Genomic DNA, 15,032 nt, shown 5'->3' on the forward strand with positions numbered 1-15,032 from the left:
CCCAGTTCATCGGGCCGGGGCGGAACCGAGCCCCAGGCGTGCTCCCGCCACACGATGCCTACATTCCTGGTGGAGCGGGAGGACCCATGCCGAACGTGATCATTTGGGGTCGTGGCCGGGGGACCGGGCGCCCAGATCGGCGTCCAGGCGCAGCAGGCCGGGGCCGTCGTCGCCGATGAGGTGCAGCCGGCCGAGGATCTCCGAGACCGTGGACTCCTCCTCGATCTGCTCCTCGATGAACCAGCTCAGCAGCGGCAAGCTGTCGATGTCGCCTTCGGCCAGGGCCAGCCGGTAGAGCGCCCGGATGGAGTCGGAGACCTTCCGCTCGTGCGCCAGCGCCGCCTCGAACGCGGCGAGCACGGTGGGGCCGGAGTCGAGCGGCGCCGGGATGTCGCCGATCTGCGGCCGGTTGCCGCGATCGGTGACGTGCTGGATGAACTTGGCGGCGTGGTCCCGCTCCTCGTCGGACTGGATGCGCATCCACGACGCCATGCCTGGCAGGTTGGCGTCCTCCAGTGCGATGGCCAGCTGCAGATAGGCGACCGACGACGCGATCTCGAGGGTTATCTGCTCGGAGTATGCCTTGGCAAGAGTGTCGTTGAGCTTCATGCGCCTGACGTTAACGCAGCTCAGAGCGCATTTCCACGAAGTCCTGCCTATCCTTGCGAAGGTTCGCCGTACCTGCCTGCGGTCCAGACGTCGGCCACCTGCGGCACACCTGGGCGGTAGGCGAGGTGCACATACGACGGCGCATCCAGCAGCACGAGATCAGCCCGGGCGCCGGGAGTCAGCCGGCCGACGTCGTCGCGGCGCAGTGCCGCCGCGCCGCCGGCGGTGGCGGCCCACACGGCCTCGGCGGGGGTCATCCGCATCTCACGGACTGCCAGCGCGATACAGAACGGCATCGACGAGGTGTAACAGGACCCCGGGTTGCAGTCCGTGGCCAGCGCGACGGTGACGCCGGCGGCGAGGAGCCGGCGAGCGTCGGGGTAGGGAGACCTGGTGGAGAACTCCACGCCCGGCAGCAGTGTGGCGACCGTGCCGGAGTCGGACAGCGCCGCGACGTCGGCGTCGTCGAGGTGAGTGCAGTGATCGGCGCTGGCGGCACCCAGCTCACAGGCCAACCTCACCCCGGGGCCAGGGCCGAGCTGGTTGGCGTGTACCCGGGCACCCAGGCCGCGATCCAGACCCGCGCTGAGAATCGCCCGGGCCGCGTCCGCGTCGAACGCGCCGCTCTCGCAGAAGACGTCGATCCAGCGCGCGTGAGGCCGGCAGGCGTCGAGCATCGGTCCCGTGACCAGGTCGACATAGCCGGCCGGGTCGTCGGCGTACTCGGAAGGCACGACGTGTGCGCCGAGGTACGTCGTCTCGTCGGTGTGTGCGCGGGCCAGCGCCAGCGCCCGCGCCTCGTCGCGCACCGTCAGCCCGTAACCGCTCTTGATCTCGACCGTGGTGGTGCCCTGCCGGCGCATCTCGCCCACCAGCCGGGCCAGGGTCGCGGCCAGCGTCTCGTCCGGTGCCTCGCGGGTGGCGGCCACCGTGGTGCGTATGCCGCCGGCGGCATACGGTTCTCCGCTCATCCGGGCGCTGAACTCCGCCGCACGATCGCCGGCGAAGACGAGGTGGGCGTGGCTGTCGACGAACCCGGGGAGCACGCACCGGCCACCGGCGTCGAGGCGGACATCGGCCGCCGGTGCCTGGGAGGACGGTCCGACCCACACGACGGTGCCGTCGGAGCCGGCTACGAGCGCGGCCTCGGGGATCGCACCCAGCGGGGAGCCGTCGCCGAGCGCGGGATCGTTGGTGACCAGCAGGCCGATCCGGTCGAGCAGGGTGGTGACCACGGGCGGCGGGGGTGCGTTTCCGGCCGGACGCCGCGGGTCAGGTGCCGCGCGGGGCCAGCACGCCCCACGTCACGAGCTTCTCGCGCAGCTCTGCCGGTGGGATCTCGTACAGCAACGCCGCCAGCGAGATGTCCTCGGCCCGGATGGTCAGGACCGGGCTGCCGAAGTCGTTGCGCTGCCGCTGGATCGAGGCGACGAAGTTGGCCAGCCGCTCGGCCTCGGGCGGCGCGTCGCGCAGCGCCTCGAGGTCGATCACGACCTTGCCCTCCTGCGACGGGACCCGGGACCGGGCGCCGTCGGACACCAGGGTGTCGACCGGGACGCCGTAGAACTCGGCCAGCTCGGCGATGCGGCGGATCGACGCGACCCGGTCACCGCGCTCGTACGACCCGACGACCACGGCACGCAGCCGGCCGCCGGACTTCTCCTCAACAGCCTGCAATGACAGCCGGCGGCGCTTGCGCAGCGCCCGTAGCCGCGCACCCACGACCTTCGCGAAGTCCTGCTCTGTCGAGTCGGGACTACCGTCGTTCATCGTCGAGCTCCCCAAGGTGCCTCGTCCTCCGTACTGATTCGCCCTCCACCAGCACGCCTGCGCCGCGCCCCCCTTGGCAGACCCGGGAAACGCTCCCGGGACAAAAGCAGAGAATACCGGGCATTCGTCGCCGATTGATCACCGGTTGTCCGCTAGGTGTTCAGCCCGCATGCTAGGTCTTTCGCATGGCAACCGCCACCATGAGTCTCCTCCGTCATGCCAAGCGCAGCGGAACGCCCGGGTTCCGGGCCTGTTCCAGGACCACCTGCGCCGGCAACGGCTTCGACATGAAGAAGCCCTGGGCCCGATAGCAGCCCAGGTCCAGCAGCGTGGTGACGGCCGCCGGGTCTTCCACTCCCTCCGCCACGGTCGTGAGGTTGAACGCCTCGGCCAGCCGGACGATCGCGGCGACGATGGCGCGATCACCACTATTCTCGGCCAGCGCCGATACGAAACTCCGGTCGATCTTCAGGATGTCAACCGGCAGCTGCTTGAGCTGAGCCAGCGAGCTGTAGCCGGTGCCGAAGTCGTCGATGGCCAGCGTGACACCGAGGCCGCGTAGGCCGTTGAGCGTGGCCTGGACGTCGTCGATCTCGCGCATCACCGTGCCCTCGGTGATCTCGATGCCCAGTTCGGCCGGTGCGAGGCCATAGCGGTTGAGCAGTGTGGCCACGAACCCGACGAAGTCGGCGCTGATGAGCTCGCCCGCGGAGATGTTCACGCGGACCACAGGCGGGGGCACGGGCGAGGTGCTCTTCCACACCGACAGCTGCCGGCAGGCTTCCTCCAGGACCCAGCGGCCCAGCTCAGCGGCGAGGTTGATCTCCTCGACGACCGAGATGAACGCCTCCGCGGCCAGCAACCCCCGTTCCGGGTGCTGCCACCGCACCAGCGCCTCGACCGCCGTCAGCCGGCCGTCGCGCAGGTCGAACTCGGGCTGGAAGTACAGCCGCATCTGGTTGTCGCCGATGGCCGTACGCAGACGCAGCTCGAGGTCAGCACGGTTGAGTAGCTTGGACCGCAGCTCGTCGTTGAACGTGACCACGGAGTCACCACCCCGCTCCTTCGCGTCCAGCAGTGCGACGTCGGCATTGCTCAAGAGCTCGTCCGCGGTGCTGGCGACGTCGCCGTTGACCACGAGACCGATGCTCGCGCTACGACTGATGGCGTGGCCGCCGACGTCGAGGGGCTCGGCGACGCGGTCCAGGATGCGGCGGGCGGCCCGCTCTGCCGCCGCGGCCGAGCCGATGCCATGCAGGACGATGACGAACTCGTCGCCGGCCAGCCGCGCCACCACGTCAAGCGGCCGCACCGACTCGCGCAGGCGCTGCCCCACCTGCTGGATGAAGCTGTCGCCGACGGCGTGACCGAGGACGTCGTTGACCGTCTTGAGCCGATCCATGTCGGCGAACAGCACCGCAAGGGGCGCGTGCGGGTCGGCCGCCAGGGCGGTGGTCAGGTGCTCGACGAAGGCCCGGCGGTTCCACAGCCCGGTCAGCTCGTCGTGGTACGCCTGGTGGTGCAGGCTCTCCTCGGCTGTGACCCGGCCGTCGAGCTGGACGAGCAGCGACGCGATCGCGCGCAGGGCCCGCACCTCCGCGCGGGTCCAGATGCGGTCGCCGAAATGGATGAGCCCCAGCACGCCACGGGTCGACTCCCCCTCGATCAAGGGGACCGTCGCCATGGAGACCTGCGGCACGCCGGAGCCCGCCTCGACCCGTTGCTGATAGCTCGACTGGCCGTCGCTGGGCCGCAGGATGAACGGCTCCCGCAGATCCTTGATCATCGCGAAGATGGGGTCGTCGGTGTCCCACGGCACCACGCCGAGTGGGTCCGGATCGGGGATGACCTCCCGGCGTGGCCACTCGTCGATGAGGATGCTGGCGCGCCGTTCCGGGTCGTTGTGCCGCAGGAGGCAGGTGTCGGCACCGAAGTAGCGGCCCAGCTCACCCAGCACCCGGTGCCGGGTCTCGGCCAGGTCGGTGGTGGAGACGCCCATGAACTCGGTCGCGACATAGGTGACGAGGGCATCGAGGCGTCCGTACTGCCCGGGCATCTCGCCGGCCTCCATGACCGCGGCGCACAGCGCGCCGGCCATCGCCAGCAGCGTGCGGTCGGTGGCGCTCCACGGCCTGTCGCCCTCGCGGACCAGGCACATCGCACCGTGGAAGTCGTGGTAGTTCAGCGGGGTGGCGAGCAGCAGGTGACCGACGGCGTCGGCGGACTCCACGACGCCGTCGCCGCCCTGCTGGACGACCCGCCCGGCGAGGTCCCGGATGGCGTCGCGCATCGTGGTGAGGTCGCGGCCGCGCACCCCGGCCGCGGCGGCGCTGCCCCACGACACCAGCGGCATGCCGCCGCCGACGGCGAGCACGTCGGCCGACATGCTGTCGGTGGCCTCTGCCAACGCTTTCAACAGCGGCTGGATGGTCTCGGGGTCCATCTTCATAGTCGCTCTCCGGGGCCCTCAGCGCGTCCGTACGGTTCGGTCGGCAGGCAGGCGGCGGCTTCGGACGCTGATCGACGGAGCGTATCCGATGCGCATGACGAGGGCGATGGCCTGGTCGGTCGTTCCGGTCAGAACGGCGAAGTCGGCGTGGAGGCGCCGCAACCGCGTCGCGAACCGGGGCGAGAGCTCCTCGTAGTCGGCGTCGTCGACGGCGAAGATGAACACCGGCGACATCGCCTGCACGGCCAGGCCGTGCCGCTCCGCCTCGATCCAGACGCGCTCGACCGCCTGTCCGCCACGGACGTAGTCGGCCGGCTCGCTGCCGTCGACGGTCACGACGATCAGGCCGGAGGCGGCGTCGATCCGGTCTCTGGTCGGCTCGCCCAGCGCCCGGCCGAGGTCCTGGTCGGCCAGCACCGCCATCACGTCGGCTCGCCTGGCGACGGCCAACTTGGCCAGGTCGGAGTCGTCCAGTTCGAGCGTGCGCACGTCGAGGCCCCACGTCAGGTCGTCGGTGCCGGGCCAACGCAGCTCGCGCATCATCTCGCGATGCAGATGCGGGGTGAGGTAGCGAAGCCGGTCGGACTCGCCCATGAGTTCGGCCAGCTCGCCCAGCCGGTCCCGCTCCGTGATCACCGCGGCATCGGCGCCTTCGGCCCGGGCGGCGTCTTCCAGCGCCGCCACCACGCCGGCGGGCAGCGGATCGGGCCGGCCGAGGTTCCGGTTGGACACCCGGTTGACCATCGCCTCGTACAGGCCGGCCAGTTCGCCCGGAGCGTCGCTGCCGAACCGCAGCCTGGCCACCGGCGCGTCCGGACCGTCGGCGCCGTCGGCGCCGTCGGGGAGGATCTGCGCCGCACCCAGGACACCGTGTCGAGCCGCGGCCACCCTGGCGTTGAACAGCGCCGCACCGATGGCCACGTGGCTGCCGCGGAACGCGACGTCGAGCGTAGATGTCTGTGCCGGGTCGAGCAGGATGTCGAGGCCCGTCGAGTCCAGGGCGAAGGTCCACGGCTGGGTGTTGCCGCCGGACGGGGCCAGCCGGGCGGCGTGCACCACCGCGTCGATGGCGGAGGACGGCGCGGGCTCCGGCTCAGCCGTCGCATCGGCGCCGTCGACGATGTCCACCGGCCGGGGCGGCTCGGACAGTTTGCCCAGCATCGCCTCGACGTCCACCCGGACGCGGCCAGACGGCAGCGGCCGGCCGAGCCCGAGGGCACGGACCGCCGCCGCCACGGTGGCCGCACCCAGGCTGACGTCACCACCCAGTTGCGGCCAGGTGTTCAGGGTCTCGTCCACCTCCGTCATCGAGGCGGCCATGATCGCGGAGAGCTCGTCCGGCTCGAGGATGCGGAGAACGTAGGGCACCTTGTCATGCGTCGACAGGCCCATCAGGGCGGCCGGCTCGACGTCACCGAGCAAGCCGTGGAAGAGCGGGCGGTCCGGTTCGAGGTCGTACCGTTCGATGTCGAGCATGCCCCGCTCGTTGGTCTCCATGACCAGCGGGACACCGCGCCGTCGGGCGGCGTCGCGCACCGCGAGCTTGAGATCGAACGCATCGCATTCCTCGACCACCACGTCCAGGCCGTCCATGAACGCGTCCGCGGTCTGCAGATCCAGCCCCCGCGGCTCGATCTCGACGTCGATGTACGGGTCGAGCTCGGCGATTCGCCGCGCGACCACGACCGCCTTGTTCAGGCCGAGGTCGAAGACCGTCCCCGGGATGCGGTTGAGGTTCGACAGCTCGATGTGGTCGAAGTCGGCCAGCCGGATGCGACCGCAGATGCCTTCCAGGGCGAGCGTGTGGGCGATGGCGTGCCCGACGCTCAGGCCGACCACGCCGACGCTCTGGCCGCGCAGCCGGCGCTGTTCCTCGGCCGTGATCTTGTTGCGGTTGCGGTCGGAACGCAGTGCCTGGAATCCGGCCGGGCCGAGCAGATGCACGACCGCGCGCCGCCATGGGTAGTAGTACCAGCGGCTGGGCTCCTCGAGATGGGCCGGATCGACCGCCGGCCGCATCCGGCGGAGATCACGCCGCTGCTGCTCGATGGTGTCGACGACGACGGTCTCCGGATCGTCGTGCAGGGCCGCCAGGTCGTCGGGATCATCGACGTGGACCGGCCGCCATGCGTCACCGGCGGAGGCCGGCTGTCCCGTCATCGACCCGCCTCTGGACCGCCGGCGAGCGCCTGCAGGCGCTCCGCCTCGAACAGTTCACGCTGTTCCGGCGTGCACAACCGCGGCGATTCGTCGATGTGCCACCACAGGAACGTCGTGCGGTACCGGTCGTCCGGGTAGGCGGCGAAGACGATGCCGTCCAGCGAGCGTGCGCCCGACTGATTCCACCGCGGCGCGGCGTGCTCGGCGGCGGTCCCGAACGCGTAGGGAACCCCGACGACGTGCAGGGCGTGCAGATAGGAGCGCGCCAGCAGGTCGGCAAGCGCCGACTTGTGCTCCGACTCCGGGTCGACCCACGCGCCCTTCATCTCCATGACGCCGGCCTCGAGCACACCGTCGATCCAGCCGGCGACCATCGCCGCGGAGAACGGCTCACTGGCGAACTCCGAGGGAGCGTGCGCGGCGCTCACGGCGCCCAGCCGGCCGTTGGTGTACCACCCGGCCCGCACGACGCCGTCGTCGTCGCTGGCCACGGCGAAGAACGGAACGTCGGTCTCGGCGGTCGCGGGTGGGATGCGCAACGCGTTCTCGACGCGATATCGCTGATAAGTCCGTTGCGCGCCCGCGACGTACTCCTGCCAGAGGTCGAACCGGCGCGCAGGGGTGTAGAAGCGCAGCCAGGTCCCGGACAGTTCGTCGCGGAACTCGTAGAGCGCGGTCGTGGCGCGCGTGGGGGTGATGGCATTTCGCGGGCTGGTACTCGTCATGAGGTCCACACCTGGCTTCACGGCTCCGTCCGGTCTGCAATGTCTGTACCGTATGCGCCGTTCACACCTTAGATGCCCCATAATGCCCGATCGCGGCGCGAGGACGACGCCGAAATGGAGAACGCGACGGGTGCCTGCCCCCCAACAGACCCGCCGCGCCTCCACCATTGCGGCGACGAGACCAGCCCGCGGAACCCGTCGCCGCCCCGTTTGGAACGTGGTGCGCACGTCCCCGGACGCGCGCACCACGTTCCCTATCGCGGCACGGCCTGTGCAGGGCGGAGGGCCGTACCGGTCCAGGGTCACGGCCGAAGCCGTGATACGCACCTCCAGGTGTCGGCTGCCCCGAGGTTGCCGCGACTGCTCGCGACGTCCCCGTCCCTCGTGGCTATCCAATCCTTTCGAATTGGACCGAGCACCTAATTGCCGGTGCGAATGGTTAGAGAATAGACAGCGAAAAGGGATCGCGCAACAACTACTTTGCGTCACAAAATGTCACGGAGAGTAGCGATCCGTGGATGACGCTCAGTGATCAATACCTCACTCTACGTCACGCTTTGTGGTGGCCGTCGCTCTGCGTGACGGTTCGCGACCAACCCGGCACGCGAATATCGGCAGGCCGCGGAACGAAATGTCGAACGGCATATTCTCCGGGCCCATTCGGTGCCTACCGGAATTGCGTGAACGTGCCCACGGCGACCCGCGGCCGGGCCGGACCGGCCACGACGCAACACCGCCGCCGATCTTGCCCACCGTCAACAAAGCGGTCAGACTCTTCGGAAATGTCTGGTTCCCCGGCCACGTACCGCGACGTCTTCGCAGCCTCGGAGTTCCGCTGGCTGTGGCTCGCGCATGTGCTCTCCGTGATCGGCGACCAGCTGGCGCGCGTGGCGCTGACGCTCCTGGTGTTCGACCGCACTGAGTCGGCCGGCCTGGCGGCGCTGACGTACGCCCTGACGTACCTACCCGACCTGGTGGGCGGGGCAGCCCTGGCCGGGCTGGCCGACCGCTACCCGCGCCGCGACGTGATGGTCGCCACTGACCTCGGCCGGGCCGTAATGGTCGTCGCGATGGCGATCCCGGCCGTGCCGCTCGCCGGGCAGATGGCCCTTCTGGTGGCGGTCCAGCTGGTGTCGGCGCCGTTCTCGGCCGCCCGGCAGGCGGTCCTGGCCGACATCCTGACCGGCGACCGGCTGACCCTGGGGCTGGGCGTGTTCTCCATGGCCTACCAGGCCGGCCTCGTGCTCGGCTTCGGTGCCGGCGCCGCCCTGGTGGCCGAGCTCGGCACGTCGGCGGCGCTGGTCATCAACGCCGTCACCTTCGTCGTGTCCGGCATCCTGATCGCCTACGGCCTCGGCCCACACCCGCCACGACTCTTCCGGCCGCTCCGAGGCGGGGCCGGCGACGCCGCCGAATCGACCATCGACTCGCCCGGCGACGGCCAATGGCAGGCCATTCGCGCAGGCTGGCGGGTCGTGGCTCACGACGCGCGGCTACGCACACTGATGGCCATCGCCTGCTGTTCCGGGTTCTACGTGGTGCCCGAGGGCATCGCGGTGCCGTACGCCGCCGAGATCGGCGCCGGCACCGCCGCCGTCGGCTGGCTGCTGGCGGCCAACCCCATCGGCACGTTCATCGGCATGCTGCTCCTGCGCCGCGTCCGGCCCGACCGCCGGCTGGCGCTCATGGGACCCCTCGCGGTGGCGAGCAGCGCCATCCTGCTCCCATCCGGCTGGGCGCCGGGACTGCCCGTCACGTTCGTCCTGTGGACGCTCAGCGGGGTGTTCTCCGCACACGACATGGTCACCCAGGCCACCTATGTCGAGGCCGTGCCAGCACACCGTCGCGGCCAGGCGGTCGGCGTAGCCATCGCCGCGCTGCGGGCAGCGCAAGGCCTGGCCATCGTGATCGCCGGTGTCGTCGCCCAGGTCCTGGCGCCGTCGACGATCATCGCCGTCGCTGCGGCACTCGGCACCGTCGCGGCAACCGTGGCCACCCTGCGGTGGCTCCGTGCAGCCTCGTCCCCCACCGCGTTGTCCAGCCCGCCGGACGAGACCGACGACATCACCGGCCGGCCATGAGACCGCCCGGGTGATTCTCGTGTCACTCAGGTCCAGGTGTTGTCACGCATCGCCGTCGACCTCCTCCCAGATCACTCGCACCACCACGTCACGCCCCACTCAGGTCCAGGTGTTGTCACGCATCGCCGTCGACCTCCTCCCAGATCACTCGCACCACCACGTCACGCCCCACTCAGGTCCAGGTGTTGTCACGCATCGCCGTCGACCTCCTCCCAGATCACTCGCACCACCACGTCACGCCCCACTCAGGTCCAGGTGTTGTCACGCATCGCCGTCGACCTCCTCCCAGATCACTCGCACCACCACGTCACGCCCCACTCAGGTCCAGGTGTTGTCACGCATCGCCGTCGACCTCCTCCCACGCTTGCCAGGTCGCCGCGGATCGCGTGAAGATCAGCTCAGGGCATGGCGAGCTGATGCGCCCACGCGGGTTCCTGGCGACCCTCCTTCCGGCGGCCTGGCACCTGTCGGCCAGGGTGCCGCACACGTCCGCTTTGCGCCTTCATTGTCCCTACTTCGCCAGGGACACAACGTTCGCTTTTCCGCTACTATGTCTCAACCCCGGCAGGACCCCGGCTATCTGCGCAGGTGGAATCCGTGAGCGGCATGATTCGACGATCCAGAGGTTGGACGGCGAGCTGGTCGCTCTGGCAGGCGCCGAAGGCCGTCCGGTTGGTCGTGCTCCTCGTCTGCGTAGTCGCCGCGGGCACCAGCCTGAGTACGGCGTTCCTGGTCCCAGTAGAGCGCGGCGACCTGACCCACTTCGCGGTGCTCGTCGTCTGCGCCGTCATCGCCATCGAGCTGACCCGACACATCGAGCGTCGGCGCGTCTACGGGCACAGCAGCTCCGTGGCGTACATCGACACGAAGGCCGTGTGGAGCTTCGCCGCGGTGATCGTCCTGCCGCCGGTGTTCGCGACCGCCATGGTCGTGTTCACGTACCTGCATTCATGGATCCGGGTGCAGCATGAAGGCCAGGGCCTGGTCTACCGGTGGGTGTTCTCGTGCGCCACCGTCCTGTGCGGCACTCAAGCGGCTGTCGCGGTATTGGCGCTCGGAATGCAGAACTACCCCGGTGTGCCGGCGTCGGCGGAGCTGGCCGGGCTCAGCGACCTCGCGGTCATCGTGCTGGCGGCTGTGCTGCGCTGGGCCATCAACATGGGCCTCGTCATGGTCGCCATCGCCCTTTCGAAGCCCACGGTCACCGTGCGCGACCTGTTCGCCAACTTCGGCGAGCAACTCCTCGAGGCCGGGGCGATGGGCCTGGGCCTGGTCGCCGCCGTGGTCGTCGTCACCAACCCCTTCGTGCTGCCCGGCATCGTCATCGCCATGGTGGCGCTGCACCGCGGCATCCTCGTGAGCCAGTACCAGCAAGCGTCCCGGGTCGACGCCAAGACCGGTCTGGCGACCGCGGGGTGGTGGCACGACTTCGCCGATCAGTCTCTTGCCCGTGCGCGCGACCGCAACGAGACCCTGGGCCTGCTCATCGTCGACCTCGACCACTTCAAGCGGCTCAACGACACCTACGGCCACCCGTACGGCGACCAGGTGCTCAAGGCAGTGGCGGATGAGCTGATCGCCGAGATCCGCGACGAAGACGCCTGTGGCCGGTGGGGCGGCGAGGAGTTCGTCGTGGTGCTCCCGGCCGTCGGGGGCGCACAGAACCTGCACAACGTCGCCGAGCGCATCCGCCGGCGCATCTTGTCGGTCGTCGTCCAGCCGCCGGCCCACGCTACCGCCGGGCCACCGCCGAGCGTCTCCGCATCGGTGGGTGGTGCCATCTACCCGTCCGACGGCATCGGCACCATCGACGAGCTGCTGCTGGCCGCGGACACCGCTCTCTACGCGGCCAAGAACTCCGGACGCAACACGGTCCGACTCAGCGGTTCCGACGTGCGCCGCACCGATCCGGTCGATCAGCTCGAAGAGCCACCGCCCGCCACGACATGACCTCGCGGTCGCGTGCGGAATGATGTGCGCATGCGTGCATACATCGGCGCCGCCACGACGGGCGGCGGAGGCAGCAGTGCGGACGGCGTCACCCTCGTCGAGGTCGACGACGGCTGGGTGAAGCCCGTCGGCGTCGGCGCTCAGGGCGTCGACAACCCCATGTACGTGGCCCGCTCCGCTGACGGCCGCGTCCTCTATGTCGTCCACGAGGTGGCCGATGGGCGGGTCAGCGCGTGGGCGGTCGACGGCGACGCTCTCAGCCCGCTGGGCGTGCCACGTCCGACCGGCGGTTCGGGCCCGTGCCATCTGTCGGTGCATCCGGGCGGCCGGTTCCTGCTCACCGCCGACTACGGCTCAGGCTCGATCAGCGTGCACCCGATCGTCGACGACGGCTCGCTCGGCGACGCGACGCACGTGGTGCAGCACACCGGCAGCGGTCCGGACGTGCCCCGGCAGCAGGGTCCGCACGCGCACATGATCGTGACCGACCCCGTTCGTGGCCACGTCCTGGCCGCCGACCTCGGCACCGACACCGTCTATCGCTACGACCTGGACGAGGGGACCGGCCGGCTGAACCCGGTCGACGAGATCCGGGTGCCGGCCGGCGCCGGGCCGCGCCACCTCGTGCTCGCGGGCGATCACGCCTACGTGGTGAACGAGCTCGACTCCACCGTCACAGTGATCGACCTCACCCGGCCCGCGGTACTGGCCAGCGTGCCGACCTACCCCGGCCCGGACCGCGGCGGCAGCCAGCCGTCGGCCATCCGTCTCGACGCCGCCGGCCGGTACCTGTACGTGGCCAACCGCGGTCCCGACGAGATCGCCGTCCTGGCGGTCGACGGCGCGAACGTCTCGCTGGTCGCCACGGTGCCGTGCGGCGGGAGACATCCCCGCGACATCGAGCTGGACCCGACCGGCCGGTACCTCTACGTGGCCAACCAGTCCTCCGACGCGCTGGTGACGTTCGTCCTGGACCCGGCGACGGGCCTCCCCGAACGGCGCGAACCGGCGCTGGAGCTCCCCAGCCCGGCCAGCATCCTGTTCGCCTGACCAGGCTTCCGCATCCCATGGTCAGGTGAGATCGCAGACCTCACCTGACCATGGGCCGGTTGCCGTAGGCACGATGGCCGGTCAGGGCACGAGCCGAAAGCGCCCGCCGTCCAAGGGCCGAAGCACCTCGAAGTGGCGGCGATCCAGGGTGGCGACAACCCGGGTCCCGAACCGCCGCGCCAGCACGACGTTGGACGAATCAGCCGCGCCGATCTGCTGGTCAGCGTACTTGCGGATGACCGTCGCGATCTGACCGAGCTCTTCCGGACCGATGCAGGGAAGCTCCCACGCCCCACCCGCAAGCTCGGTGAGCACCGCCAGTTCAGCTTGAACACCTAGGCGGGTCGCCACGAGGTAGTCGAGTTCCGCTACGACATACGGCGAAACGATCAACGGCTCGGTAGCCGCATTGATCACATCAGCCATCGCGCCGTGCTGGGGCTCGTCGGTGTCGAAGTACGCCAGCAACGCGCTGGTGTCGACGATCACCGCTCGCCGAATCCGGCCAGGAACTCGTCCGCACGCTCCGCGATGGGTTCACCACTCGCGAAGAGCCCACCCCGCGGCCGCGGACGGTCGGCCTGGACACCGGCGCGAATCGAGTCGCGGATGACTTCGGCCTCGCTCACTCCTCGTTGACGGGCCACCCGCTTCACCGCGGCCTTGAGCTCGCCCGGCAGGTAGACGGTGGTCTTCTCCATGCACGTATGGTACCACCGCTGGGTGCCACCTGCTCGCTGTCGCGGTATCAACCCGAGTGATTGCGCCCACCTGCGTGCCGGCGAGCCCGCCGCCCACCGGTGCGGGCGGCGACGCGGCGGCCGGCCGGAGCGCCGTCGGGCCCGGCGGCGGGTCGGTGTGCCCGGACCGTCAGCCGCGGCGACAGGCGACGGCGTCGTCCGGCCGGGTCGGTGGGCACGTGCGGCTGCGCGGCTGCCGGCACCGGCGCGTCGGGCTCCACCGGCACCGCGATCGGCGGGTCGGGCTCCAGGCCGCCGATTCGCGACGGCCGCGCGATCAGGAACATCGCGCCCACCGCCAGCACCGCCATCGACAGCATGACCGCGGCCATGGGTACCGCGGAGCCGGTGCCGAAAGCACCGACCAGTGGTGCGCTGACGGCGCCGACCAGGAAGTTCATGGCGCCCAGCAAGGCCGCCGCCGTTCCGGCCGATCGTCCGTGGCTGGCCAGGGCGAGGACCGGGATGTTCGGCATGGTGAAGCCGACCGTGGTGAGGATGACGAACAGCGGCACCGCCACCCCGTATATGCCGAAGAGTCCGGTCGCGGCGAAGACGACCATCAGCGTGGCGGCCGACGCGGCGGTCACCAGCGCGCCGGACACGATCCACTGTGGCCGGACCCGACGCACGAGGCGGGCGTTGACCTGCGTGGCGATGATCAGCCCGAGCGAGTTGATGCCGAACACGATGCCGTAGGCCTGCTCGGACAGCCCGTACACGTCCTGGAAGACGAACGACGAACCTGCGATGTAGCCGAACAGCGCGGCCATCATCAGCCCGCCGGTCAGCATGAGGCCGACGAAGGTCCGCTCCCGCAGGATGGACCCGTAGGTGCGCACGGTACCGACGAGGCCGCCGCGGCGGCGCCGCTCCGGCGGCAGGGTTTCCCGCAGGCCGAACACGACCACCGCGAGCAGGCCGACGCCGAGCGCGCCGAGCACCCAGAACACGCCCCGCCAGTCGGTGAAGCGCAGCACCTGGCCACCCAGGGTGGGCGCCAGCACCGGCGCCACACCGGTCACCAGCATCAGCCGCGACAGCAGCTGCACCGCCGGCAGGCCGGTGTACAGGTCGCGGACCACGGCCATCGACACGACGGCGCCCGCGGCCGCGGCCATGCCCTGCAGCACCCGGAAGGCGCCCAGCACCTCGATGGTCGGTGCCACCGCGCACAGCAACGAGGCGACGACGTGCACGGCCGTGGCGGCGATGAGCGGGCGCCGGCGGCCGACAGCGTCCGACAGCGGCCCGAGGATCAACTGTCCGACGGCGAAGCCGAGCAGAGTGCCGGTCAGGGTGAGCTGCACCTGCGCCTCGGACGCGCCGAGGTCGCCGGAGATGGCCGGGAAGGCCGGCAGGTAGAGGTCGATGGTCAGCGGACCGAGGGCGGTGAGGGCGCCGAGCACCAGAACCCGGCGGATCATCTGCTGACGGGACGGGGTCGGGGCGGCTTCGGTCGCGGTGCGAGCGCGCGCAGGCATGGAGAAAGGACCTC

Annotated in this window: 12 protein-coding genes; 3 read left to right on the plus strand and 9 right to left on the minus strand. The window is 70.4% G+C overall.

What is annotated here, in order from left to right:
• Positions 1 to 99: 99 nt before the first annotated feature.
• The 6 genes from JIAGA_RS0124885 to JIAGA_RS33490 all read right to left on the minus strand — a co-directional run bounded on the left by JIAGA_RS0124885 (position 100) and on the right by JIAGA_RS33490 (position 7,713).
• A complete protein-coding gene (locus tag JIAGA_RS0124885) occupies positions 100 to 609 on the minus strand; it encodes a ferritin (RefSeq protein ID WP_026877757.1) in 510 nt (169 codons plus the stop codon).
• 47 nt (positions 610 to 656) lie between these two features.
• Complete coding sequence (hutI, locus tag JIAGA_RS0124890; protein ID WP_026877758.1) at positions 657 to 1,844, minus strand: imidazolonepropionase; 1,188 nt, start codon at positions 1,842 to 1,844, stop codon at positions 657 to 659.
• A 37-nt stretch (positions 1,845 to 1,881) separates the two neighbouring features.
• Positions 1,882 to 2,379 (minus strand): helix-turn-helix domain-containing protein, encoded by a 498-nt coding sequence (locus tag JIAGA_RS0124895; protein ID WP_026877759.1) that lies wholly within the window; start codon positions 2,377 to 2,379, stop codon positions 1,882 to 1,884.
• Positions 2,380 to 2,593: 214 nt separating this feature from the next.
• Positions 2,594 to 4,828 (minus strand): putative bifunctional diguanylate cyclase/phosphodiesterase, encoded by a 2,235-nt coding sequence (locus tag JIAGA_RS32220; protein ID WP_051426483.1) that lies wholly within the window; start codon positions 4,826 to 4,828, stop codon positions 2,594 to 2,596.
• An 18-nt stretch (positions 4,829 to 4,846) separates the two neighbouring features.
• Positions 4,847 to 6,988: an Rv1355c family protein gene (locus JIAGA_RS0124905; RefSeq protein ID WP_026877760.1), complete on the minus strand. Its 2,142-nt coding sequence runs from the start codon at positions 6,986 to 6,988 to the stop codon at positions 4,847 to 4,849.
• Positions 6,985 to 7,713 (minus strand): hypothetical protein, encoded by a 729-nt coding sequence (locus JIAGA_RS33490; protein ID WP_051426484.1) that lies wholly within the window; start codon positions 7,711 to 7,713, stop codon positions 6,985 to 6,987. The genes JIAGA_RS0124905 and JIAGA_RS33490 overlap by 4 nt, the downstream gene beginning before the upstream one ends.
• A 782-nt stretch (positions 7,714 to 8,495) precedes the next feature.
• On the opposite strand from JIAGA_RS33490, the gene JIAGA_RS32230 reads away from it, so the two are divergent.
• From JIAGA_RS32230 to JIAGA_RS0124925, 3 genes are all read left to right on the plus strand, one after another.
• Positions 8,496 to 9,794 carry an MFS transporter gene (locus tag JIAGA_RS32230; protein WP_035812949.1) on the plus strand — a complete coding sequence of 433 codons (1,299 nt, stop codon included), beginning with the start codon at positions 8,496 to 8,498 and terminating at the stop codon, positions 9,792 to 9,794.
• A 606-nt stretch (positions 9,795 to 10,400) separates the two neighbouring features.
• On the plus strand, positions 10,401 to 11,744 hold the full coding sequence (locus tag JIAGA_RS32235) for a GGDEF domain-containing protein (protein ID WP_051426748.1): 1,344 nt from the start codon (positions 10,401 to 10,403) through the stop codon (positions 11,742 to 11,744).
• A gap of 30 nt (positions 11,745 to 11,774) precedes the next feature.
• The gene (locus JIAGA_RS0124925; protein ID WP_035812952.1) at positions 11,775 to 12,794 is read left to right on the plus strand and encodes a lactonase family protein; all 1,020 of its coding nucleotides are present in this window, start codon (positions 11,775 to 11,777) and stop codon (positions 12,792 to 12,794) included.
• Between the two features lie 81 nt (positions 12,795 to 12,875).
• On the opposite strand, the gene JIAGA_RS0124930 is transcribed toward JIAGA_RS0124925, so the two are convergent.
• From JIAGA_RS0124930 to JIAGA_RS32240, 3 genes are read right to left on the minus strand one after another with little or no spacing between them, the layout of a single operon-like run.
• The gene (locus tag JIAGA_RS0124930; protein ID WP_026877762.1) at positions 12,876 to 13,283 is read right to left on the minus strand and encodes a PIN domain-containing protein; all 408 of its coding nucleotides are present in this window, start codon (positions 13,281 to 13,283) and stop codon (positions 12,876 to 12,878) included.
• Positions 13,280 to 13,495 carry a ribbon-helix-helix domain-containing protein gene (locus JIAGA_RS0124935; RefSeq protein WP_026877763.1) on the minus strand — a complete coding sequence of 72 codons (216 nt, stop codon included), beginning with the start codon at positions 13,493 to 13,495 and terminating at the stop codon, positions 13,280 to 13,282. Before JIAGA_RS0124935 ends, JIAGA_RS0124930 begins: the two co-directional genes overlap by 4 nt.
• 47 nt (positions 13,496 to 13,542) lie before the next feature.
• Positions 13,543 to 15,018: a multidrug effflux MFS transporter gene (locus JIAGA_RS32240; protein ID WP_084470093.1), complete on the minus strand. Its 1,476-nt coding sequence runs from the start codon at positions 15,016 to 15,018 to the stop codon at positions 13,543 to 13,545.
• Between the last annotated feature and the right edge of the window lie 14 nt (positions 15,019 to 15,032).

It is taken from the genome of Jiangella gansuensis DSM 44835, from assembly GCF_000515395.1.
Lineage (GTDB): Bacteria > Actinomycetota > Actinomycetes > Jiangellales > Jiangellaceae > Jiangella > Jiangella gansuensis.

What these genes read in the sequence shown, in the direction of transcription:
- JIAGA_RS0124885 (WP_026877757.1), bottom strand. Translation starts at nt 609, where the DNA reads ATGAAGCTCAACGACACTCTTGCCAAGGCATACTCCGAGCAGATAACC.
- JIAGA_RS0124895 (WP_026877759.1), bottom strand. Translation starts at nt 2,379, where the DNA reads ATGAACGACGGTAGTCCCGACTCGACAGAGCAGGACTTCGCGAAGGTC.
- JIAGA_RS32220 (WP_051426483.1), bottom strand. Translation starts at nt 4,828, where the DNA reads ATGAAGATGGACCCCGAGACCATCCAGCCGCTGTTGAAAGCGTTGGCA.
- JIAGA_RS0124905 (WP_026877760.1), bottom strand. Translation starts at nt 6,988, where the DNA reads ATGACGGGACAGCCGGCCTCCGCCGGTGACGCATGGCGGCCGGTCCAC.
- JIAGA_RS33490 (WP_051426484.1), bottom strand. Translation starts at nt 7,713, where the DNA reads ATGACGAGTACCAGCCCGCGAAATGCCATCACCCCCACGCGCGCCACG.
- JIAGA_RS32230 (WP_035812949.1), top strand. Translation starts at nt 8,496, where the DNA reads ATGTCTGGTTCCCCGGCCACGTACCGCGACGTCTTCGCAGCCTCGGAG.
- JIAGA_RS32235 (WP_051426748.1), top strand. Translation starts at nt 10,401, where the DNA reads ATGATTCGACGATCCAGAGGTTGGACGGCGAGCTGGTCGCTCTGGCAG.
- JIAGA_RS0124925 (WP_035812952.1), top strand. Translation starts at nt 11,775, where the DNA reads ATGCGTGCATACATCGGCGCCGCCACGACGGGCGGCGGAGGCAGCAGT.
- JIAGA_RS0124935 (WP_026877763.1), bottom strand. Translation starts at nt 13,495, where the DNA reads ATGGAGAAGACCACCGTCTACCTGCCGGGCGAGCTCAAGGCCGCGGTG.
- JIAGA_RS32240 (WP_084470093.1), bottom strand. Translation starts at nt 15,018, where the DNA reads ATGCCTGCGCGCGCTCGCACCGCGACCGAAGCCGCCCCGACCCCGTCC.